General features: G+C 56.4%; 15 protein-coding genes. 12 read left to right on the top strand and 3 right to left on the bottom strand.

Features of this window, described 5'->3' with window-relative positions:
- Window positions 1–315: 315 nt before the first annotated feature.
- The 3 genes from CA54_RS03330 to CA54_RS03320 form a co-directional block, all read right to left on the bottom strand.
- Window positions 316–4,164, bottom strand: coding sequence for a serine/threonine-protein kinase (locus CA54_RS03330; RefSeq protein WP_146369440.1), 3,849 nt, complete (start codon window positions 4,162–4,164; stop codon window positions 316–318).
- A 130-nt stretch (window positions 4,165–4,294) separates the two neighbouring features.
- Window positions 4,295–5,185, bottom strand: a complete 891-nt coding sequence (locus CA54_RS03325) for a hypothetical protein (protein ID WP_146369439.1) — start codon at window positions 5,183–5,185, stop codon at window positions 4,295–4,297.
- Window positions 5,182–6,825: a S41 family peptidase gene (locus CA54_RS03320; protein ID WP_146369438.1), complete on the bottom strand. Its 1,644-nt coding sequence runs from the start codon at window positions 6,823–6,825 to the stop codon at window positions 5,182–5,184. Before CA54_RS03320 ends, CA54_RS03325 begins: the two co-directional genes overlap by 4 nt.
- Before the next feature lie 835 nt (window positions 6,826–7,660).
- Here CA54_RS03320 and CA54_RS03315 point away from each other — a divergent pair.
- The 12 genes from CA54_RS03315 (at window position 7,661) to hflK (ending at window position 23,458) form a co-directional block, all read left to right on the top strand.
- Complete coding sequence (locus CA54_RS03315) at window positions 7,661–8,866, top strand: iron-containing alcohol dehydrogenase (RefSeq protein ID WP_146369437.1); 1,206 nt, start codon at window positions 7,661–7,663, stop codon at window positions 8,864–8,866.
- Window positions 8,854–10,059 (top strand): outer membrane protein assembly factor BamB family protein, encoded by a 1,206-nt coding sequence (locus CA54_RS03310; protein WP_197532176.1) that lies wholly within the window; start codon window positions 8,854–8,856, stop codon window positions 10,057–10,059. Before CA54_RS03315 ends, CA54_RS03310 begins: the two co-directional genes overlap by 13 nt.
- Before the next feature lie 259 nt (window positions 10,060–10,318).
- A complete protein-coding gene (locus tag CA54_RS03305; RefSeq protein WP_146369435.1) occupies window positions 10,319–11,695 on the top strand; it encodes a hypothetical protein in 1,377 nt (458 codons plus the stop codon).
- 250 nt (window positions 11,696–11,945) lie between these two features.
- Window positions 11,946–13,256, top strand: a complete 1,311-nt coding sequence (locus tag CA54_RS03300) for a coproporphyrinogen-III oxidase family protein (RefSeq protein WP_146369434.1) — start codon at window positions 11,946–11,948, stop codon at window positions 13,254–13,256.
- 118 nt (window positions 13,257–13,374) lie between these two features.
- Window positions 13,375–13,920 carry a hypothetical protein gene (locus CA54_RS03295; protein ID WP_146369433.1) on the top strand — a complete coding sequence of 182 codons (546 nt, stop codon included), beginning with the start codon at window positions 13,375–13,377 and terminating at the stop codon, window positions 13,918–13,920.
- Between the two features lie 7 nt (window positions 13,921–13,927).
- Window positions 13,928–15,220 (top strand): NAD(P)/FAD-dependent oxidoreductase, encoded by a 1,293-nt coding sequence (locus tag CA54_RS03290; RefSeq protein ID WP_146369432.1) that lies wholly within the window; start codon window positions 13,928–13,930, stop codon window positions 15,218–15,220.
- 35 nt (window positions 15,221–15,255) lie between these two features.
- Window positions 15,256–15,492, top strand: a complete 237-nt coding sequence (locus CA54_RS03285; protein WP_146369431.1) for a DUF3311 domain-containing protein — start codon at window positions 15,256–15,258, stop codon at window positions 15,490–15,492.
- A complete protein-coding gene (locus CA54_RS03280; protein WP_146369430.1) occupies window positions 15,489–17,051 on the top strand; it encodes a sodium:solute symporter family protein in 1,563 nt (520 codons plus the stop codon). Before CA54_RS03285 ends, CA54_RS03280 begins: the two co-directional genes overlap by 4 nt.
- A 183-nt stretch (window positions 17,052–17,234) precedes the next feature.
- Window positions 17,235–17,657 (top strand): acyl-CoA thioesterase, encoded by a 423-nt coding sequence (locus tag CA54_RS03275; RefSeq protein ID WP_146369429.1) that lies wholly within the window; start codon window positions 17,235–17,237, stop codon window positions 17,655–17,657.
- Between the two features lie 167 nt (window positions 17,658–17,824).
- Window positions 17,825–21,124, top strand: coding sequence for a cation-translocating P-type ATPase family protein (locus tag CA54_RS03270; protein ID WP_146369428.1), 3,300 nt, complete (start codon window positions 17,825–17,827; stop codon window positions 21,122–21,124).
- 217 nt (window positions 21,125–21,341) lie between these two features.
- Window positions 21,342–22,502, top strand: coding sequence for a protease modulator HflC (hflC, locus tag CA54_RS03265; RefSeq protein ID WP_197532175.1), 1,161 nt, complete (start codon window positions 21,342–21,344; stop codon window positions 22,500–22,502).
- Window positions 22,499–23,458 carry a protease modulator HflK gene (gene hflK, locus CA54_RS03260; RefSeq protein WP_197532174.1) on the top strand — a complete coding sequence of 320 codons (960 nt, stop codon included), beginning with the start codon at window positions 22,499–22,501 and terminating at the stop codon, window positions 23,456–23,458. Before hflC ends, hflK begins: the two co-directional genes overlap by 4 nt.
- The last annotated feature ends 23 nt before the right edge of the window (window positions 23,459–23,481 follow it).

Genomic DNA, 23,481 nt, shown 5'->3' with positions numbered 1-23,481 from the left:
TGGGGGACGAGTAACATCCGCGACGTAACATGCTAGGCGAAAGGATGTTATCGGCATTTTGACGTTTCAACTTAGCGCTGTCGGACGAGAAATTGTGGCCGGAACGGCACATTCAGAGTTCTGACCGTGCGTTCGTTGCCACAACAGCGCGACAGTGTAGCAAACCGGCCCCAAAAGCGGCAACATCGCAGTTTTGGGGGCGAGGAGATGTCAACAGGTTCCCGTTCAGCGGGTACTTTGGGCAGCATCAGTCAGACAACTGGCATGAAGTCGCTGGCACGAGAAGCGGTCGAGGCGATGCTCCGGACATGAACTTCAAAACCCGTTGGATTTCGTTCGCTTGGATGAGGAATTTGGTTTGACGGATGTCTGCGGCACAATCTGGGTCGGGTCTGCGCCGAGCCGTTGCCCCTCCCAGGCGTTCGCTTCGGCACTGCCGTGCAGCGTAAAATGTTGGGGCACTAATTCCTCCAAAGTGGGGAGTGGCGCGGCAAACAGAACGCCTCCCGGTTTGGTGAGCGGAGAACGGACGTTGTCCTGGCCCCAGGTCTCTATCCAGCCCAAGTTGAAATTAGATGTGTCGGAGAGGTTCCCGGGATCGGCGACGACGAAGTTCTTGATTTCGTCGGAGTAGCCATTCTGCTCGCCTATCCAGGCCACTGGCCCACCCGCAACTGCGGACCGGTCGGCGAATACGACCGGTGTGGCTGCCTCTGAATCGGTATGCGTCGGCGCGGCAAAGATTGTCCGCTCTGCAAAAATTCCCAAGGCGGCGCGGCGCGAATCGTGAGGGTTGGCGGTGGAGACCTCGAAAAAATTTCTCGCGGCCGAGAGTGTGGAATTCTGCAGGACGAGGCTGCTGGGCGGAATTGCGGGGGAAACATCGACGTCGAGTGAAAAAATCGTTTCCGGTGAGACGAGGATCGCATTGTTGACGAACAACTGTCGCTGTCGCATTTGAGCTTGAATCAGCGTGCCGCCGGCGACAAGGAACGAGTCGCGGATCAGGCCAATGCGCGATTGAGTCGCCGAGGCTCCGGTCGTGTCGTCTTGCCAGTGGATGAGTCCTGGATTACGCGCGGAGTTGATCGACCGCACGGCAAGGTGACATTTCTCAATCGAAAAACCGCCATCGCGTACATCGAGGAACCAGTCAAAACCGGGCCGATTGGCGGAGGCGGACATCTCAAAGTCGCCGCCTACAATTTCCAGGCGGCCGCTCAGTACGGTCATCAAGGCATCGTTCGCTGGCTTGTTCACGGAGCCGCGGCTTTTTGCGGCTGCCACCAATTTTAACGGGACCTCACCCCCTTTTTGGCGAAATTCAATTCGCACAGCGCGGTCGGTGATCGAAAACGGCGTGATTTCCCGCCGTCCATATCCTTCAGCGACAATCACGACGCGTGGCGGAAGTCGGGTCTTGCGGAGAAAACTACCCAAGTCCCGTTTGGTTAAGTCCAATGGGATTCTTTCGGCGTTTTTGAATTCCGCTGCGACTGCATTTGGAAACGAGGGGCGGGGTGGAATGTCGCGCGTCTGGGTGGGAAGAGTCGCCGTGCCGACGTGCAAGTTCGCCACACGACAGCCCGGTTGGTCACCCAACAAGCTGACGGCGACTGTGTTGGGAAGCGTTTGGGATGCGAATGGTTTTAAGTCCAGCGGTTGCGAAAAGCCGACCGCTGATGTGGGCCAGGGGGTGGGATGAAATTGTGGCTCTTCACCCGGGACCGGCCAGAGCGATTTCCAGTCGGTAAAGTCGGCGGCAATGCCCTCTGTGATTTTCGCATTGCGATTTTGCACCAACCGGGGCCAACCTTGATAGGCTGAGCCGGTTGATTCCCAGGTGAGGTTTTGCAGTTGTCCGGCGGTGCTTGGCCAGTTTCGCAAGCCCAACATGGCGGCTGATTCAACAGCTGCAGTATTGGCAAATACCGTATCGATGGCGGTGATTTGTGCCGGGGCGACATCGCCGATCGAGAGACCGTTGAGCAACTCAACCGCGTGGCTTCTGGAGACAATTGTATCACCGATCAATCTTAGCCAGCGTTGTGATTTGGCTGCGGTGGCGCGTGATTGCGCGATTTGCAGAGCCGGTGCGCTGCCCGAGACGATCAGGCTGTCGCGAATTACAATGTCGGCGTGATCGGAATCAACCTGCACAGCGGTCAGATGCGGTCCCATGAGGACCGAGCGGTCGAGAAGCAGCCGCGTGGTTGCGGAGAGAGCAGCGGTTGCGGGCTTTTCGATTTGAAGGGCGACGATGTTCGCTTGCTGGTTTCCCAGCACTTGCACGGAACAGTCTCGCAGCAGCAGTTCGCCGGTACCGGCGTGCATGGCAACGGCCGGCTGTGGGGCGGTTTCGTCGGCAACATGAAAAAACAGGTCCAGCCCGTCAAATTCCAAAATGGGGAGCGAGACGTCCAGGGCGATCGGCTGGCCCGCTGGTTGCCGGATGAATACAGCCGGTCGTGGGGTGCCCCCCTTGATCACGATGTGCTGATGATTTTGTAGTTGGGCCAAGTTCAATTCATACGGCCCGGCCGTCGGCAGCAGCAGGATTCCCCCGGCTGCGGGCAATTTATCCAGATGCGGCTTGAGGGGGATGGTTGGCGGGCGGGCGTTGGGACCGATTGTGGAGGGGAGTGCGACGGTTGCCGTGACCAAGCCTTTTCGCCGTGCAGTAATTGTGGAACGCATGGCCCAGTCGGGTAGGTACGGTTTTTGTGCCAGCGCGCGTTCGATGGGAGTTACGGTTTTGGGTTCTCCCTGGACAACCGGATCGCTGTCGGCCGGAGTGAGGGCTATTGCCGACGGATCTTCAGCGGGGGCTGCTTGAGCGCCGTCGGGGGGCGGATTCTGTTTGTCTTCGTTTTCGAGTTTCTCGTTGGGGTCGACTTCGGGAGCATTTTGGAGTTCGAACGGGTCGCGGTCATCGAGCGGATCCCCGGTGAAATCGATATCGACAGGCTCTTCGCTGGAACTCGGCATCCAGTTCGACCATCCGTAGAGCAGCAACGCCAACACGGCAATTCCGGCGAGCACGGTACCTACGAGCCGCATGGGGAAGACGACCGTTCCCTGAGATTCTGGCTTGCCCAACTTGGGATCTCGGGAAGGCAAGGGGATTGCGCTTTTTCGCACTTTTATGGCGGGCTTGCCGTCGGATTCCTCGGGCTCGTCCAAATCGGACAGGATTTGCCCCGCCACAGTGCTGCGTTGTAGGCTGACCTTATCGAGCTCTTTGATCACCTCTGCCGGTGTGCGATAGCGATCATCGGGGTTTTTGGCCATCATGCGATTCAAGATAGCGACAATTCCCTCGGGGACCTTGGGGTTGAGGTCGCGCGGGTCGGGGGGCTTTCCCTCGGCATGTAGCCGCAGACGCTGTGTTAAGCCACCGTCGGCATAGGGGGGTTCGCCGGTGAGCATGTGAAACCAGGCGCAGCCCAGTGAATAAATATCGCTGCGGGTATCGGCCGAGCGGCTGTTACGGGCTTGTTCGGGCGACATATAGTCGACAGTGCCGACGGTGGTTCCGTCGCGAGTAATTCCCGCATCGGAGGATTCGTCGATAATCCGCGCCAGGCCCAAATCGGCCAATTTGACGGTCCCATCGCGTTGAATCAACAGGTTGGAGGGTTTGATGTCGCGATGGACGACACCCCGTTCATACGCATGTTGCAGCGCGCTAGCGACTTGTTTGATGATATTGATCGAGCGGCGGACGGGGATGACTTCGCGGCGTTGCACGAGATCATGGACATCGATGCCATCCACGAATTCCATGGCAATGAAAGTGAAGCTGTCGACTTGACCGGCTTCGTAGACCGCGACCACGTTTTTGTGCTTGAGTGCGGCGGCGGTTTTGGCTTCGGCTTGGAAGCGTTTGACGAGGGTGGGATTGCCGGCGCGTTCTTGGCGAAGCAATTTTAAGGCGACGTGGCGTTTTAATTCGGTGTCGATGGCCAGATAGACTGTCCCCATACCGCCTTCGCCCAAACGACGCTCGATGCGGTATTTGCCGATCGATTGGGGGATCTCACCTTGACCGGCGGTTGGGCTGGCCGTTGGACCTGCGCTTGGGCGAGTGGTGGCACCGGGACCGGTAGCGGGAGAGCGATTTTCGCCGGGGGATTCCGCTGACGCATGAGGATCGGTCGTCATTGAACCTCTAGAACTCAAAAACAATCAAAAGCTAAAACCGCTTTGAGGGACCCAATTTACAAGTTCAATTATAACGCCCGTGGGAATCGTGAGTCAAAACCGACTGGTCGAAAATATCGTGACCGGCAAATCAATCCCATGAGAGTCGCATAATCTCACCCGACTCGAATCCGCACACCGCACCATATCCCAACGGGTCGCAATGAATGGCAACGGTCTTGTGCGGAGTGGTAGCAGACCAGAGTACTTGACCTTGAAAATCGAGCCAGCACAACTGTTGTTCGATAGTTGCAGCCATCATGCGATAAGGGTTGAAACTGGAGGAAATTCGCGAAACCGTCTCGCCGAGTTGGTACGAACCATCGCTTTCGCCATCGCCGGTGTAGCGTTGTATGCCGTGAGCGAAGCAGGCTAGCAGAATTGTGGAACCGTTGCCTGAGACCGAAAGACCGCCGACATCGGACCACAGGTTTTCACCCCAGATCTCGTTCCCGCTGAATTCGAATTTGTAGAACATCCCGAAGGCGGACACACCGAAAATCGCTGGTTCGTGGACCAGAAATTCCAAATGGGCCAACGGCTGGTAGGTTTTGAATTCGTGAATCGGTTTTCGGGGCGCGTCGAAGATGAGGTTTTGGCCGCCATCAAGACTGACGACGGCGTATTCGGCATGCGCGTCGAGCGCGACATTCAGAGCGCGGTCGGACAAAACGATTTTCTTGTCGAATTTTAGACCACGATTGAACCAGTAGAGGGTGCGTTTGCCGACCAGAGCAATTCCTCCTCCCCCAGTGTCGCCCCAGGCGATGGCACGAATCGGCGCGCGGCCGCGGGAGACTGCGCTGATGGCTCCGGCGCGGTTGATCAAATACAAGCCGCCCGCTTCGTCCGCCGCTAAGACTTCGCCCGTTTCGCGTCCCATCTGCAGCGCCACCAATGGCGCCTCGGTGCTCACGGTCCAATCGACATTGGGCGTGGCACCGCGGCCTTGGTGGATCCAGTCCGGAACCTGTTGCGTCATCGTTGGGCCATTTGTCGGCGAAGGGCTCTTAAGCCGGCTTGCAAATCACTGTCCCCGGCGACATTCAAGTCGGTCGGCGAGCGATAATACGTCCGGCTTTGATCGGGTTCAGGAACTTCAATATCGGGCGATACGCCTACTTTAGCGTGATTGCGGCCACTGGGCGAGTAAAACTTGGCGATTGTTAATCGCAAGCCGGCATTGCCCCGTGTATGCATCACTTCTTGAACCGACCATTTTCCATACGTCTTACGGCCAACCAGCGTGCCGCGATGGTGATCACGGATGGCTCCGGCAACAATTTCGCTGGCACTGGCGCTATTGCCGTCGATCAACACAACCAGTGGCATCTGCCACGTTCCGGGGCGTGTCGCTCGCATGACATCTTTGACTTGACCATTGCGTCCCCGGGTGGAGACCAATACGCCGTTTTCAATAAATCGGTCCAGGACCGAAGTAGCTTGATCCAACAAACCGCCCGGGTTGCCGCGGACATCCCAGATCAGGGCCCGCATGCCTTGTTGTTGGAGTTGCCGCAACGCAGCATCGAGCTCCCGTGTGGAATTGCGTTGAAAGCCGGTCATTTGGATGTAGCCAATCCCTTCGCTGGAATCCACCATTTTGACGATCGGAAAACTCTTGATCGACACTGCGCGGCGAATGAATGTCCCTTGTCGCTGCCGTGTTCCCGGTGCTCCTTGGATCTCCAAAATCACGCGACTTCCCGAAGCTCCTTGCAGCCGTTCGGCGGCTTCGTCGGTGGACATGTTGCGGCAATCCGTGCCGTCGATGCTGACAATGTATTCGCCCGGGGTGAGTCCCCCCGCATCGGCAGGGCTGTCGGGAAGCACATTGACGAGTAACATGCCGTTGCCCAGCTCGGCTTTCATTTCGATGCCCAGTCCAACGAACTCACCGTCGATGTTGCCAAACAGATCCTTCAGGCGACCGGGGGTGAGATAGCTGCTGTAGTCGTCCAGTGCGTTACAACTGCCGAAGACGTATTCCATGATGATCGGAGCCGACCGCAGTCCCAGACGGGCCTGTGAAATCTTGCAAATCTCCAAAATTACCTGTCTTGCTTGGCCGTGATACCGCACGGGTTTGTTCCAATAGCTCTCCCGCAGCAAGCGACACAGGGCGGTGACCCGTGTTCTGTCGGCGTTGGGGATGTTGGTTTCCAGAAAACGTTCGTTTTGCAGCGCCAACCACAGGCTTTCCGTGCCGTGGGCGACGATGGACGTCGGTCCAATGTTTTCTACGTAGCGGCGTTCGATGGTCTGTGAAAGTTCATCGTAAATCTGTAAGGCTTCGGCTTCTTGCAGACGCAGCATCGATTCGCGGAATGATTTGTCGGAATAGCGACGAACGATACTGAATTGGAACTTGCTGCGGCGAAGCCCCAATTTGAGCGAAGAGTTGTCCGGCCATTGCTTGTAGGCTTTTTCGTAATGCTCAATGGCATCGAGCCATTGCCGGGACGCTTCCAGTTGGCGGCCAGCGGAAATCTCTTGTTGGATTTCGCGGCTGACTTGGGTGCCGCGAGCGGTGTCGGCGAACCCGGAGAGGCCGGGCCAGTACGCCGTCGAGGCGATGAGTAAAAGTAGAGCGGCCAGTTGTATCTTACTGCGTAGGCGCATGTAGTCCTCCTCTCACCTCAGCAGCGGCGCACCGCGAGCGGTCCGCATCACCGTGGGGGGAGTGCAAATCTGTAGGATGGCTGATTGTCTCGGAGAGTACGCCCGCGACGAAAGCCGCGCGGACGGTTCGACTCCTCTCGCCAATGACCGGTGGCAACCGATGTGCACCGGCCGCGTTTGTCCCGCCCTGTTGAGAGCAACGTTGAGGTTTATTGGCAACGCAGTGTTTCAAAAAAGCAACACGGCGTTGGTAATGTTGAATATAAACCACGTTTGGGGGGCGGTCAAAAAATTGTGCTCGGCAACTGCAAGCAAAACAGGCACAAGCCACACGACCCCCCCGCTGACGACCGAACATGCTGATCGTCCGGTATAGTGAAACAGTTTTCTAAGGTAAGCCTAGGACAATTTCTCTCGTTTCCGTTCCCATTTGCCGGGGAGTCGGCGCGATATGGCCATGCATGGGGAGGCAGCGGCGGGTGGAGGTCTACTGGCGGGACGCGCGACTTGGGACATATTCCACTCCCCTCCGGCTCAGCCATCTTGGCAATGTTTGCCTGTTCGGGCGGTAGGGGATGGGCGCAAATGGTCCGGTCGCTTTGCCTTCCGGAACGGGGTCGCGTACAATTGATCTTGAGATGTCGGCGGCCGTTGCCACTTCAGAACGTGTCGGCGTCGCCTTGCCCCGCTGACCCCATGCGGATCGCACTCAGGACGTCGTTCTACGAGAACCACATCATGAGGTGATTTGTGAGCGGAGCCTGGATCCGACAACGCCTACCTGAATATTCCTCCCCACCGAACTTCCTCACAGAATTGTCCAAGACGCCGATCTATGTCTGGCAGCACAAATATAGAACCGTCCCATTCGCCACGACCGGCCGAGAACGGTCGGTTGGTCCCCTTTGACTATGCCCCGCGGACACGCGTGGTTTTCGGTCCCGGCACGCTCAATCAACTGGGTAGCTTGGTGACTGAGTTGGGCGGGACCCGCGTGTTTTTAGTCACAGACCCCGGACTACAGCAAGCAGGGCATGCGCAACACGGACTGGAATCGCTCAATGCCGCTGGTCTGCAAGTGACGATGTTCACCGATGTCCAGCAAAATCCGACAACCGACGATGTGGACCGCGCTTTGGCCGTTGCGCAGGAGGCCAATGTCGATTTGATTGTGGGTTTGGGGGGCGGCAGCAGCATGGATTGCGGTAAAGGGGTGAACTTTCTGCTCAGTAACGGCGGGCGGATGGAGGATTATTGGGGGGTGGGGAAGGCCACCAAACCAATGTTGCCGATGATCGCCGTGCCGACGACATCGGGAACGGGCAGCGAAGCGCAATCGTTTGCTTTGATTGCCAACTCCAAGACGCACATGAAGATGGCCTGCGGGGATAAAAAGGCGGCTTGCAAAATCGCGATTCTTGATCCGGAATTAACAGTCAGCATGCCTGCTTCGGTTACGGCTGCGACCGGAGTCGATGCGATTAGCCATGCGGTCGAGTCGTATGTTTCCACAAGTCGGAATCCGGTCTCGCAACTCTTTAGCCGTCAATCGTGGCAGTTGACAGCCAAGTCCTTCCGCCGCGTGATGCAACGTCCGACGGATATTGATGGTCGCGGGAAAATGCAACTGGGGGCCTATCTGGCGGGAGCGGCGATTGAGAATGCGATGTTGGGGGCGGCGCATGCTTGTGCAAATCCGCTCACGGCGCATTACGAAATCACGCATGGCGTGGCGGTAGGCATCATGTTGCCGCACATCATACGTTACAATGCTGCTGTGGTCGGCCGCTTGTACGGTGATTTGGCGGTCGATTGCGGGTTGTGCGCCGCCAATGATGCACGTGCCGGGGAATTGCTGGCTGATTTTGTGCGGGAATTGATTGCCGAAAGCGGACAGGCGACGAGTTTGGCGGCTTGGAATATCCACCCCGATTCCTTGTCGCAATTGGCCGAGGAGGCCTCTACGCAATGGACGGGCAACTTCAATCCGCGTCCGGTCGATCAGCAAAGTTTGAAGGAGATTTACGAATGCGCCATGTGATGACCGCGCGACGCACCGTCTGTTGGCTGTTGTTGTCGATCCTCGCTTGCGGCGGTCTGCTGGGGAGCATCGTTCACGGCGGCGATGAGCAAAAGCCGGCGAAAAACGACTGGCCGAACTTCCGCAACGGACTTGAGCAACGCGGCATCGCTACAACCACGCTGCCGGAGAAACCGGAGTTGTTGTGGAAACACGAAGCGGGCGAAATGGTGACGGCGACGGCGGCGATTGTCGATGGTCGTGTCTACATCGGCACACTGAAAGGCGAAGTGCTGTGCTTGGATTTGAAAAATGGCGAGCGAATTTGGACCTATCGGTCGATCGAAAGCGACGATCCCGAGGAATTCGCACCCGGTTTTAACGCAGCGGCTACGGTGTCCGGCGATACAGTCTATCTCGGCGACGAGGAGGGCGTGTTTCATGCCATCAATCGACAGGACGGCAAAGAACGCTGGAAGTTTCGGACCAACGATCAAATTGTCGGCGCCGCTGCCGTGGTGGGGGAACATGTGATCGTCGGTTCGCACGACCAGTCGCTGTACTGCTTGAAGGCAGCCACGGGCGAAAAAGTTTGGGAAGTCGTCACCGAGGGGCCGGTGAATTGTTCGGTCGCCGTGGAAGGCAATTCAACATTCACAACCGGCTGCGATGGGTTGTTGCGGGTGATTGATATCACCACCGGAAAAGAAAACATCGCGTTGCAGCAACAAGTCGGCAGTTATGTGATTGCATCCCCAGCAGTGATGGGCGATCTGCTGTATGTGGGCAATCACGATGCGGAGTTTTGGGCGGTCGATTGGAAAAACGGCAAACACCTGTGGACGTATAAAGCAGAGCGGCGGCATTACCCGTTTCATTCCTCCGCAGCGGTGACCGACGATGTGGTCGTGGTGGGCAACGGTGACAAACGTTTGCACTGCATCGACCGGGCGACGGGCAAAGGGCGTTGGATGTTCGATACCCGTGGCGCGGTCGACGGCTCACCAGTGGTGGTGGGCGACCGCGTCTATTTTGGCTCCGGCGACGGAAAACTGTACGGTCTGAACCTAGCCGACGGAAAAGAAGTATTCCGCTTTATAGGCGGCCGGCCATTTACCGCATCACCGGCGGTCGGCGAAGGCTGTTTGGTCATCGGTTCCGAATCGAGTAAAGGTTACATCTATTGTTTCGGTACGAAGCCCGCAGCTCAGTGATATCGCCACGGATGAACACAGCGCGGCAGAGCCGCAACCAAGAGGACAAATTTTTTACGCCACAGATTAAACACGGATAAAACACAGATTCGCGGGCGTGAAACCGCAGCATCCCAAACCGACGGCTTGCCGTCGTGCACAGCGCTCCTCGTCAAGCAGAGTGACCGCATGTTGTCCGACGTAAAACATTCGACCGGATCGCGACTCACACTACGAAAATCAGTTTGCCAACAGTTCACACAATCCAACGGAGCGAATCGTGCAAATAGCCAAGGCTTTGGCATTCACCGTCACTCTACTTGTCACCATCGGTACGTCCACAGTTGGTCAGGGCGCTGAACCGATTGATATTGGCAGTCGACTGGAGTTGTTCGTTGACAGCCATCTCATTGAGAAGGTCACAGGTGACGTGCAGCAGGTCGTGCAGAATCCTCAGCCTCGAGAGGTCGTTTTAGTTCACGACGAACCTTGGGGCGGGAATATCTGTGCTTATTTCACCGTTTTGCAGGACGACGACATCTACCGAATGGTCTATCGCTCAGCGCAGCACGACAAGGCGAATCCGAAGAAAGGCTGGGGAATCGCGGTCTATGTGGAGAGCAAAGATGGCATCCACTGGACGAAGCCGAATCTTGGCATGTTTTCGTTTCGCGGTAAGAAAGAGAACAACATCCTCGACTTGGGAAGTGGCGGCAATGTGCACCACAACTTCACCATTTTTCGGGACGACAATCCAGCAACCCCAGATGAATCGCGGTACAAGGGTGTGGGAGGTCTCGCTCATGGGTTGATCGGGTTTACCTCACCAGATTGCATTCACTGGAATCGCGTGAAAGAGGAGCCCATCATTAAGAATGGACGATTCGACTCGCAAAACATCGTCTTTTGGGACTCGGACCGCAAGGAATACCGCGCGTATTGGCGGGTTTATCCGAATAAGATCCGAGCCATTCGAACAGCGACATCCCAGGACTTCATTCACTGGGATAGCGGTCAGGAATTAACCTACACGGAAGACTCGCCCCCCGTGGAACTGTATACAAATGCGATTCAGAAGTATTTCCGCGCCCCGCACCTGTTTCTGGGATTCCCCACACGCTTTTATGAGGAATCAGAACAAGTGGAACCACTCTTCATGGCCAGCCGTGACGGCGTCACATTTCGCAGGTATACGAGCCCCGTGATTCCTCGCACCGCACCAAAAGACCGCAATTTGAATCGAAGCAATTATATGGTTTGGGGAATGGTTCAGCTTCCCGGGAAACCGGATGAAATTTCAGTCTACGGGACGGAAAACTACTACCAGAAAACACCGGGCCGCGTGCGTCGATTCGTCTATCGTGTAGACGGATTCGTTGCCCTGCATGGAGGCGAGGACGGTGGTCAAGTCGTGACGAAACCACTGCGCTATACCGGCAAAGAGTTGCTCTTAAATTCCGTTGTCCCCAAAGACGGCTCACTGAAGATTGAAGTGCTGGATGAAAATGGAAAAGTGCTTGGTCTCTCGCAGCCGATTGTGGGGGACTCCATCGACCGTGCGGTCACTTGGGAGAGGGATCCCGACTTGAGTGCAGGGATTGTTCAACTCCGTTTCACCATCAAAAACGCCGACGTCTATTCGTTTCGTTTTAAATAATCAGCACGACTTTCGTGACACAGTGTCGTCGGAAGCGTCACGACGCGCTCTGTATATGCAGGACGACAGGTTTTATGTGCTCTAGACCCCTTTTAGTAGAAAAGCCTCACGCAAAGGCGCCAAGGTCGCAAAGTAGCGGCATGCGTGCCGAGTCAGTGGCTGGGCATCTTCACACACTGCGGTTTAAAATCACGGCCTGCTTGACCGATGTGAGCCAGGCCCGCATTTGCAAAAATGATTTGAGATTCTTATGAGTAGCGAAACTTCGGCGACCACCGAAATCGGCAGTTATTTCGTCACGAATTATCCTCCCTATTCTCTGTGGAAACGGGAGAACGTGCATGAAATCGTCGAGGCCTTCGAGCAGCCGCCGCGGCGCGAAGGGCCGTTGGGGCTGTATATTCACATCCCCTTTTGCCGCAAGCGGTGCAAGTTTTGTTATTTCCGCGTCTACACCGATCAAAACGCCAAGGCGATCGAAAACTATGTGCAGGCGCTGATCAAAGAGGTCGCTCTATTGGCTGAACAGCCGGGGATTGCCGGGCGCAAATTTGATTTTGTCTATTTTGGTGGTGGGACGCCGTCGTACCTGAGCGCCAAGCAATTGAAATCATTGCGCGATCGGCTGCATCAATCGATTTCCTGGGACGATGCCCGCGAGGTCACATTTGAATGCGAGCCAGGCACGTTGAGTTTGGATAAGGTCAAAACACTCCGTGATATCGGCGTGACGCGGGTGTCGTTGGGAGTTGAGAATTTCGACGACAAGATCCTCGAAGAAAATGGACGGGCGCATTTGACTCCGGAAGTCCAGCGGGCCTATGGCTGGATTCAGGATGTCGGTTTTCCACAAGTGAATATCGATCTGATTGCCGGCATGGTCGGCGAGACGGACGAGAACTGGGCGGATTGCGTTGACAAAGCGGGCAAGATGTCGCCCGATAACATCACGATCTATCAGATGGAACTGCCCTACAACACGATCATCTCCAAGGAGATGCAGGAGGGGGGCTTGGCATCGCCGGTCGCGAGTTGGGCGACCAAACGCCGCTGGGTGGACGAGGCATTCAATACGCTTGCGGGGGTGGGTTACAAAGTCAGCAGCGGTAATGAAGTGGTTAAAAACTTGGAAACCGACAAGTTCATTTATCGCGATAGTCTGTTCCGTGGGATCGATTTGTTGGGGACGGGGGTCGCCTCGTTTGGGCATTTCCAAGGGGTGCATTATCAGAACCTGGATCAACTCAACGATTATGTCGCTGCCTGCGACGAAGGACGGTTGCCGGTCAATCGCGCACTGACCCCCTCGCCGCATCAGACGTTGATTCGCGAAGTGATTTTGCAACTCAAAGAGGGCCGCATCAGCGGCGAGCCGTTCCGCCAAAAGTTCGGCGTCGATATTTTCGAGGAATTCAGCGACGCCTTCGCCGCCCAACAAGCAGCCGGCTATTTGACCGTCGAAGGAGACGAGGTGATTCTCACCCGCCGCGGATTGTTGCAAGTCGATTCGCTGCTGACGGAATACTTTGAGGAAGAACATCGCGAGGTGCGGTACACGTAACGATTCAATTTGTGCAGAGCGTAGCTGAACCCGTACATCATCACCATGAAAACTCCCCCCCAACCGGTGCTCCGTTCGGAGCCGTCATTGACTCCCACACCAGCGCGACGAGATTATTGTGAATCCACGACACGAACTTGATGCTTTGACCGGACTGTTTGGCGGCAGCGATGCTCTGGTGTCGGAGGCGGAACACATCCCCTCGGCGCTCACACCCGAACCGTATAAGCAAATGTTGGTGCACGACCACCACATGACGGTCACGATGGAGGAGTACCATGGCTGCAAAGTGGACGTCCAAATTATTGACCGGCATTTGGAAGATGATACCTATACCCGCAAGATCCTGTTGCTGAAGTCCGGGACGGACGAAGTCGTGCAATTCGGGATTGTGCGATTCAATTTCGCTTACGTCACCCAGTCTGTGCGAGAAGAAATCTTGGCGGGGCAGATTCCGTTGGGGCGGGTGTTAATCAATCATAATGTGTTGCGGCACATCGACTTGGCGGCGATTATGCGTGTGGCTCCGGGGCCGGAATTGCTGGGATATTTTGGTATGCAACCGGGGGATGTCACGTACGGACGTTTGGCTACAATTTTCTGTAACCATCAACCAGCCGTGGATTTGCTGGAAATCTCAGCACCGCTGACAGCGACGGAGTGATTTGAAAATGGGCGACGATTGGAAATTTTGTACAGCAACAACTGGCAGCGACGCGTTCTGTCCCCCGGTGGAGGATGCGTACGATGTCATCGTCGTCGGCGGCGGTCCGGGAGGGGCGACGATGGCCACGTTGTTGGCCGATTTCGGTCACAGTGTGGTGCTGTTTGAACGAGCGGGGCAGCAGCGGTTTCACGTGGGGGAATCGCTGATTCCTGAGACGTATTGGACGCTTGAGCGATTGGGACTGATCGATCAACTGCGGGCCAGTTCCTTCCCAAAGAAATACAGCGTGCAATTCGTCAACGAAAACAATCAGGAATCGGCTCCGTTTTATTTTGACAAACACAACCCGCATGAGTCGTCGCAGACGTGGCAAGTGGTGCGGGCGGAATTCGACCGCATGTTGCTGGAGAACGCTGTTCAAAAAGGTGCGGTCATCCATACCGCTGCGCAGGTTCAAGATGTTCGGTTTGACGGCGAACGGGCCGTGGGCGTCCGCGTGAAATTGGCGGGAGAGGATGATCCGCGAAACGTATCCGCGAAGGTTGTGGTCGACGCCACGGGACAATCAGCTTTTCTGGCCAGTCGGTTGAAACTGAAAGTCCCCGATCCCAAGCTGAGAATGGGGACTGTCTGGTCGTATTTCCGAAATGCACGCCGCGATCCGGGGCGTGATGAGGGGGCAACGTTAATCATCCAGACGCCCGGAAAGAAAAGTTGGTTTTGGTACATCCCTTTGCCCGACAACATCGTCAGCGTCGGTTGCACCGGTCCGATGGAGTATATGTTCGCTGCTGGGCGGGGTACCGCTGCGGACGTTTTCACCGAAGAGGCCGAGCGGTCGACAGCCATTACCGCTCGGTTGGCCGAGTCGACACGTTGTGACGACTTTCACACGACCAAAGATTTTAGCTATTCGTCGCGACAAGGCGCTGGTGATGGTTGGGTGTTGGTGGGTGATGCGCTGGGATTCATCGATCCGGTTTATTCCAGCGGTGTGTATCTCGCACTCAAATCGGGTGAGATGGGAGCCGACGCGATCCATGCGGCACTTGGAGACGGTGATGTGAGCGGCGAGGCGTTGGGAAACTGGCAGACAAAGTATCGCGGCGGCGTGGATTCGTTCCGTAAATTGGTGTATGCCTTTTATTCGCCCGAGTTCAGTTTCGCCAAATTTCTCAAGGCGCATCCGCAGTATCATTCGAATCTGGTGGACATCCTCATTGGCAATGTGTTCAGGCCGGGAGTGGATGAGATCTTCGACGCCATGGGAGACATCAGTCCGCAGACGTCCGTTTGATCGGGCGGTTGGTTACACCACATTCGGAATACGCAATGAAATATGTGATTTGGATTTCTGTCGTCGTGCTGCTGATTCTGCATCAGGATTTTTGGTGGTGGGATGATGGCACGTTGTTGCTGGGGATTGTGCCGATAGGGTTGGCGTCCCATCTAGCGATATCGCTGGCCGCCGCAGTGTTATGGTGCTTAGCGACGATCTATTGCTGGCCGCATTCCGCTGAAAAGACCGAATCGTCGAATCTCTCGACGACGGAAGGTGGGCAGGGATGACACAATTGGCAATCATCGGCGCTTATTTGGCGTTGTTGCTGGGGCTGGGGCTGTTCTCGTCGCGTTTGTTTCGCGGGACGGGCGAAGACTACATGCTGGCCAGTCATTCCATCGGGCCGTTTTTGTTGTTGATGTCGCTGTTCGGCACCACGATGACGGCTTTTGCGTTGGTTGGTTCAACGGGCGAAGCCTTTCGCGAAGGAATCGGCGTTTACGGCTTGATGGCGTCGTCGAGCGGGATTGTGCATTCGCTCTGCTTCTTATTGATCGGCGTGAAAATCTGGTCGTTAGGGTACAAGCACGGCTATACGACGCAGATTCAATTTTTTCGCGATCGGCTAGGGGACAACGGTATTGGACTGCTGTTGTTTCCGATCATCGTGGGGCTGGTGATTCCGTATTTATTGATCGGCGTGATTGCGTCGGGAGCGGTGATTAACGGTGCAACCATCGGAACATTTCCTGAGACGTTTGCCGCAACGCGGGGTGGAGTGCCGCACTGGTTGGCGGCGCTGGTGATTTGCAGTGTGGTTTTGATTTATGTCTTCTTTGGCGGCATGCGGGGTACCGCTTGGGCGAACACATTTCAAACCAGTGTGTTCATGATTTTGGGCGTGGTGACGTTTGTGGTGATTGCCAACGGCATCGGCGGGCAAGAGGGGTTATGGGCCAACATGCAAGCAGCGACTGCCAAAGTCGCTGAGGCTCATCCCGATCGATTGACGCGGAGCGAGATGAGCAAGTTTATGTTCACCACATACTTGTTGATTCCACTGTCGGTCGGCATGTTTCCCCACGTGTTTCAGCATTGGCTGACTGCCCGCAGCGCACAGACGTTTAAACTGCCGGTGATCGTGCATCCGCTGTTCATTATGCTTGTGTGGGCTCCGTGCGTGATGGTTGGTGTCTGGGCTACGTCAGCGACGTTGAACGGGCAGTTGATCGTGCCGCCGGATGTGCGCCCAAATACGGAGTTGCCGCTGATGGTCGCCAAATTGGCCGGTCCGGTGCTGGGGGGCTTGTTGTCAGCGGGAATCTTGGCGGCGATCATGTCTTCATTGGACAGCCAATTTTTGTGCATCGGATCGATCTTCACGAACGATATTGTGTTGCATTATTGGGACAAGAAGCGGTTCAGTGAAAAACAGATCGTGATGTGGGCACGGCTATTTGTTGTGGCAATTGTCGCAGTGACGTATGGACTCAGTCTGTTTGAGCCGCGGAGTGTATTTGCGATGGGGATTTGGTGTTTCAGCGGCTATACGGGCCTGTTTCCGCTGGTGTTCGCAGCGCTGTATTGGAAACGGCTCACCGTGGCCGGCGCGTATGCGTGTGTGCTGACCGTGGCGGGAATGTGGTTGTGGTTGTTTGCGGAATCGGGATTTGGGGCCAATGCCAACTACACGTTTCAGCTACCGGCCTTCGGTCAGCAACTGGAGATGATGCCCGTATTGCCGATCACTGTGGCGTCGGTGGTGGCGCTGGTCGCGGTCTCCCTGGTGACATCCCCGCCGCCGGATGAGACGGTGCGGCGGTTTTTTCCGGACTCACCATCTTGACAACAAAGTCAAACACCGACTAACGATCAATGTCACCCTGTCCTCGATATGCATTTAGGCATAAACGGACTCGTAGGGCCGGTTCGACCGGCCGTTTTTTAGAGACTGCGTTTAATTTTTAATCGTCCTCGCAATCGTCCGGCACAGCTGGACCTACTGCTTGTTAGGTTGGACCACCGAGAAATGTTCACTGCGACCCACCGCGTTCAATTTCACGAAACCGATATGGCGGGGATCGTGCATTTTTCGAACTTTTACCGCTACATGGAAGAAGCCGAGCATGCCTATTTGCGGTCGTTGGGGCTGAGCGTTTCGATGACGCGGCCCGATGGGTCGGTGATTGGCTGGCCGCGGGTCCGGGCGCAGTGCACGTTTGAGGCACCGGCCTATTTTGAGGACGTGATCGAAATTCGCCTGAAATTGATGCGCAAGGGTGTCAAATCCCTGACGTTCGAGGTCGAATTTTATCGCGATGAACGGCGATTGGCCCGCGGTTCGTTGAAAACCGCCTGCTGCATCGTGGCGCATGGCCAACCACTGGTCTCGATCCCGATTCCGGAAGATATCGACGTGAAATTCGTCGAAGAACCGGCGGAATCGGCCTGACGGGGGCTCTGTCTGCCTCAACGCCACTGGCGTCGGCTTCGGGTGTCGGGTAGCATGGATTGTCAGGCGGCTTTGACCCGAACGGATGCTGACTGGGGCCGTGCAATTTCCTCCCGTTTGTATGTGTTGGCGCGCAGTGTGCGTCTCTATTACCCAACCGATCCGTCATGCATTACGTACCCGAATCGGCCCGTGCTTTTTTGGAAAGCGGCGGGACCGCATCTGAAGACGAGGAAGCCACCAGCTTTCATTACGTCTCTGCGCCGTTGTATTTGTTAACGGCGATTGTGGGTGCGCTGTTGGCGGCCGATTTTGTCATTCAAATCAGCAACAATCCCGCCTGGGAACCGTATCAGACGCTGTTCGGCTTCCGTTTGGCGCTGCTGGCGGCGGTGATCGGTGGGGCGCGGATTTTGTATCAGACGCTCGAAGGCCTGTTTGATGGGCGGATCGGTGCGGATTTGGCGCTGACGATTGCCTGCTTAGCGGCCATTATTCTCGGCGAGCCGCAGGTGGCGGCGCTGGTGGTCTTCATCGCCATTTGCGGCGAGAGTATCGAGGGCTACACCAACGGCAAAGCGCGGCAAGCGGTGTTGAGCATTTTCAATCTGCGCCCTAAAACCGCGCATGTGATACGTGACGGCGACGAGGTGGACGTCGATCTGGAAGACGTTGCCGTGGGAGAACTGGTCGTCGTGCGTCCCGGCGAACGGATTCCGGTCGATGGTAGCGTGCTAGCGGGGACCTCGGCGGTCGATCAAAGTTCGCTGACCGGTGAGAGCCTGCCGATTGATAAAGTTCCCGGTGACGAGGTGTTTGCCGGGACGTTGAATCAGTTCGGGGCACTGTCGGTTGAAGTCGAAAAAACAGGTGAGGAGACGACGTTCGGGCAAGTGCTGCGGATGGTGGCCGAAGCGATGGAGCGGAAAGCGCCCATCGAGCGGACGGCGGACCGGTTAGCGCGGTATTTTTTGCCATTTGTCTTAACAGCTGCGGCAGCCACGTTGGTCGGCTGGCGGATCGCTGCCGGCGATTGGCGCGCCGGATTGATGCCCGCCCTGGGCGTGTTGGTCGTGGCTTGTCCTTGTCCGTTGATCTTAGCGACACCCAGCGCGGTGATGGCAGCTCTGGCGTGGCTAGCGCGCAACGGGGTGGTGACAAAAGGTTCGATTGCCCTGGAGCGTTTGGCCAAGGTCGATTGCATTGCGTTTGACAAGACCGGCACGCTGACGCGCGGCGAACCGGCGCTGGGCGGGATTGTCACCTGGGGGGGATTGGACGAAACCGAGATATTGCGGATCGCAGCGGCGGCGGAAAAACGGAGCGAACATGTGCTGGCGCGGTTAATCGTCCGTGAAGCCGAGAGCCGCATGTGCGTGGTGCCGGACATCGAGGAATTTGAGGCGCATCCCGGTTGCGGCGTGACCGGCGCGATACGCGGTACAGCGCTCGGGCCGGACTATGCACAGGAGTCGCACCGGGTCGTGGTGGGCAATCGTCGGTTATTGGAATCGATGGGCATCGTGTTGCCTGAGGATTTTGAACAACGATTGGATGAAGCTGACAGTCTAGGCCCGACACAATTGTTGGTGACGATTGACGGCCAACTTGTGGGGGCGATTGGCGTACGGGATACGCTGCGGCCCGAGGCACGCAAGGTGTTGGCCGAATTGCGAGCCGAGGGGATCGAGTCGTTCGCGTTGTTGACGGGCGATCGAGCCGAACCGGCGCAAATGGTGGCGGCAGCCTTAGAAGGCATTGATGAAATTGGCAGCGAATTGTTGCCGACCGATAAAGCACGGTGGATCGAAGAGCAGACCAAGGCGGGCAAAAAAGTCGCCATGATCGGCGACGGCATCAACGATGCACCGGCATTGGCCTCAGCGACCGTGGGGTTGGCGCTGGGAGGAGTCGGAAGCGACGTTGCCGCCGAAGCTGGGGACTTGGTTCTGATGGGGGATCCGCTCACGCCGTTGCCCGGTTTGTTGCGTTTGTCGCGACAGTTGGTGCGCGTGATCAGTCAAAGCATTTATCTGTTTGCGTTTGGCATGAACGGCTTGGGGGTGATTTTGTGCGCATGGGGAATCCTCAGTCCGGTTGGCGGAGCGATTTTCCATGAATTTGCCTCGTTGGCGGTGATGTTGAATTCGATGCGGTTGTTGTGGTTCGAGCGTTGGGACGAAACGCGTCTGGGACGCAGCGTGGAATCGCTCGGGGGCTTTTCCGAAGTCGTGGCCACGGCGCTCTCGCCATCACGGTTGGCCTTTGGTTTGGTGCGGCACTGGAAGATGTTGGCCAAGATTGCCGCTGCGGCGCTGTTGGTATATTGGCTGACGTCAAACCTGGTCGTGATTCGTGAAGATGAATCGGCCTTGGTCACGCGTTTTGGTCGGCAAGAGGTGATGTTGAACTCGGGGATCCATTTCCGTTGGCCCGCTCCGCTGGAAGTGGTCCGCCGTGAAAAGTTCGCCAGCATTCGCACAATTTCCTTGGGCTTTCGGGCTCCGCAGCGTGAGGCGGGTGGCGAGAGACAGGCGTTTGTGGAATGGCAGTCGGAACATTCGCGGGCCGATTATCAGTCGCGTCCCGAGGAAGCATTGATTCTCACCGGCGATGAAGTGCCAGTGGAGATCACGGCCGAAGTGCATTACCGCGTGCGGGACCTGCAAAAGTTCGCCTATGCCAGTGCGGATCCGCAGACCATGTTGCGGGCCGTGGCGGAAACCAAATTGCGGGGGTTAGTGGCGCAATTGCCTTTGAATGATATTTTGACCAGTGGCCGGCAGCAGATGGAAGCGGACTGTCTGGAGCTGACGCAGCTTGCGGCGGATGACTATGATTTGGGAGTGGAACTGACCGGTGTGAATCTGCTAGACGTGCATCCGCCGATCGACGTGGTTCCCGCATATCGTGACGTCGCTGATGCGATGGAGATGCAACAAAAGTTGGTGAATGATGCACAAGCGTATTATGCCCGCAACGTGTTGGAAGCGGCGGGCGAAGATGCAATTCGCGTGCTGAGCGGATCGACAAGCGACGTGCAATCCGCACCAACATCGACGACCGGCGGAGTCGCCGATTGGTCGCTCGACGATGAGCTGTGGGCGAAATTAACCACCGAAACCAACGGCAAAAGCCCGTTGTCGGGCCAAGCGGCCTCGAAGCTGCATGCGGCGCATCATCAAAGCGCGCGGCAAGTGCAATCGGCGGTGGGAGAAGCGGCTCGGTTTGAAAGTCTATTGAGTGCGCACCGGAGTAACCAACATTTGACACGCACCCAAATGTATTGGGACACGGTTGAACGCGTGTTGTCGATGCGTCCGCTGACAATCATCGATCCGAAGGTGGCGGGGCGGCAGAATCTGTATCTTCTCGATCCGGACCGTTTCGGCGCAGGCAACTCGGTGATGTTGCCACAAGCACAGCCAGAAGAAGAACAACCACTAGTCGGCCAGCCGGAACCATGATGGTTGGCCGTCGATTATGGCGTTTTGTGAATGAGTATTTAATCGGTATGGAAAGCGATTGAAAAACCCCTTCAGGGTTTGTTCGTCGTCAATGACGGCTTTCCTAGGGTGGCGCGGCTGTGCCGCTTACCCTAGGCTAAGGTGATTCACCCCGTTGGGGTGTTTGTTGGGATGCATGCGGAATTGTTTGACCGGATTTGTGGAACTACTGAAAACCATGAGTGACGTTGTGACAAAACCAGGATCTGAATCAACTGCCGGTCGCCGATTGGCGCGCCGTGCCTTGCGGACACTGGTCCTGTGGGGTGCGGTCTTTGCGGTCATCGCCCTGTTGGCCAGTTGCGTGGTGTTTGTGGATGAGACGCAATACGTGATCGTCGAGCGACTGGGGACCATTGCAGCTGTTTACGATCGGGAGGAGGATCGCGGCTTGCAGTTCAAGTTGCCGTGGCCGATTTCGACGGTGCGGACGTTTGACCGCCGGTTGCAATTGCTCGATCCGCCGGGCCGTGAATTGTTCACGGGGGATAAGAAAAATATCACCGTTGATACTTACGTCTGTTGGCGGATTGCTCCCACGTCCGCGGAATCGTCGACGGAACTGTCGGACCGGCCGGTGGTGCGATTCTTTCGCGCCTTGGGGAACGTCTCCACGGCTGAGGACCGGTTGATGTCGCGGTTGCAGTCGTTGTTGTCTGCGGAGTTTGGCCGGGTGGAGTTGACCGATCTGCTCAGCGTCGAAAACTCCGAAGCGGGTCCGCAGGGCGATAGTTCAATGGAGTCGCTCACCGAGCGATTGAAGTCGCGCTTTGAAAAATCAGAAGAGGGGGCAACCTCACCGCGAGACGCATTAGGAATTGAAATCGTCGACGTGCGAATCAAACGGATCAATCTTCCCGAAGCGAACCGGTTTGCCGTGTTTGAGCGGATGAAGAGCGAACGTCAAAAAATCGCCGATCGTTATCGCAGCGCGGGTCTGGCGCAGAATACCGTGATCCGCAGCCAAGCGGACCGGCAGCGTGAGGAGATTCTAGCCAAGGCCGATGCGGATGCACAGCGGATTCGCGGAACGGGAGAAGCCGAAGCGCTGCGGATTTTAAATCAAGCCCATGCGCAGGATCCAGAGTTTTATCGTTTCGAACGGACGCTGCAGTCGTATCACAAAATTCTCAATGAACGGACCACGCTGGTACTTTCGGCCTCCAGTGCGTTGCTAAAATTATTGACCGAAGGGATTCCCGACATTCAAGAACCCCAACCGGAAACCAAGCCGGCTGATCCGCCGACGGAGACGCCCGCTGCTGAGAAAAACGTGTCTCAATCGTCGGCGACACCCGATACGATCTCCGAGAAAACGCGTGCGGAGGCCACAAAGTGAAACGCGCGTTGGTTGTGATCTTGATTCTCGTCGCCGGTTATTTTGCCAGCGGCCTGTATATCGTAGGGGGCAATGAAAAGGCGCTCCTGCGTCGCTTCGGCCGCGCGCGGTTGCCGTTGGTCGGGAGCGGATTGCACTATGCGCTGCCCTGGCCGATGACCACGATCTCCCGCATCAATCCCAGCGAAGTCCGTACGCTGCAAATCGGGGGTGTGGCCTCGGAATCGCTCGAAGGGGATCAATTTCTCTTAGCAGCCGATCAGTACCAGCTCGACGAGTTTCTTACCGGCGACAAGAACATTTTGAATGTTCAAGTCAACGTGCAATACCGTATTTCCGAAGCGGATGCGGCCGATTATTTGTTTGGCTGCGTTAATCCCGAAGAGCATTTGCGGTTAATGACTGAGTCGTTATTAGGAGACGTGGTTGCCCGCAGCGGCGTCGATTTTGTGCACCCGTTGGGGTTGGCCGAATTGCGTGCGATGCTGACTCAGCGTACGCGGAAGTTGGTTCAGTCGCATCGGTTGGGAATTGTGATTGAAGATGTAGACATCGCCGGTGTTTCGCCACCATTGTTGGTGAAGCAGGCATTTGTGGATGTGAGTAATGCGCGGGCCTCGAAACAACGGTTTATTAATGAGGCGTTGGCCTATCGTGAACAAACCGTGGCCGCCGCTTCGGCGAACGCGCGGAAAAATGTGGATGAAGCAGAGACCGCGCGACGATCGGCAATTGAATCGGCGCGCGGCGAAGCGGACCGCTTCGGGAAAATCGTCGCCCAGTTCCAAGCCGATGCGGACGGCGGCGTGCAAACCTATGAGCAATCGCGGCAAATGACCTTGCGGCAAAAATATCTGGAAATGTTAGAGGCGATCGTCCCCAAACTGGCCAGCAAGGCACTACTCGATACCGACAAACCGGTGAATCTGACGATTTTTCCTGAAAACAATAAGTGACTGGTTTTGCGGGGAACTTTCGA

Source organism: Symmachiella macrocystis, from assembly GCF_007860075.1.
In the GTDB taxonomy this organism is placed as follows: Bacteria; Planctomycetota; Planctomycetia; order Planctomycetales; family Planctomycetaceae; genus Symmachiella; species Symmachiella macrocystis.
Note: the sequence above shows the minus strand (reverse complement) of the source record. Positions and strands in the feature narration are given on the sequence as shown.

Coding starts and splice junctions, on each gene's coding strand:
- CA54_RS03330 (WP_146369440.1), bottom strand. CDS start 4,164: ATGACGACCGATCCTCATGCGTCAGCGGAATCCCCCGGCGAAAATCGC.
- CA54_RS03325 (WP_146369439.1), bottom strand. CDS start 5,185: ATGACGCAACAGGTTCCGGACTGGATCCACCAAGGCCGCGGTGCCACG.
- CA54_RS03320 (WP_146369438.1), bottom strand. CDS start 6,825: ATGCGCCTACGCAGTAAGATACAACTGGCCGCTCTACTTTTACTCATC.
- CA54_RS03315 (WP_146369437.1), top strand. CDS start 7,661: ATGTCTGGCAGCACAAATATAGAACCGTCCCATTCGCCACGACCGGCC.
- CA54_RS03310 (WP_197532176.1), top strand. CDS start 8,854: ATGCGCCATGTGATGACCGCGCGACGCACCGTCTGTTGGCTGTTGTTG.
- CA54_RS03300 (WP_146369434.1), top strand. CDS start 11,946: ATGAGTAGCGAAACTTCGGCGACCACCGAAATCGGCAGTTATTTCGTC.
- CA54_RS03290 (WP_146369432.1), top strand. CDS start 13,928: ATGGGCGACGATTGGAAATTTTGTACAGCAACAACTGGCAGCGACGCG.
- CA54_RS03285 (WP_146369431.1), top strand. CDS start 15,256: ATGAAATATGTGATTTGGATTTCTGTCGTCGTGCTGCTGATTCTGCAT.
- CA54_RS03280 (WP_146369430.1), top strand. CDS start 15,489: ATGACACAATTGGCAATCATCGGCGCTTATTTGGCGTTGTTGCTGGGG.
- CA54_RS03275 (WP_146369429.1), top strand. CDS start 17,235: ATGTTCACTGCGACCCACCGCGTTCAATTTCACGAAACCGATATGGCG.
- CA54_RS03270 (WP_146369428.1), top strand. CDS start 17,825: ATGCATTACGTACCCGAATCGGCCCGTGCTTTTTTGGAAAGCGGCGGG.
- hflC (WP_197532175.1), top strand. CDS start 21,342: ATGAGTGACGTTGTGACAAAACCAGGATCTGAATCAACTGCCGGTCGC.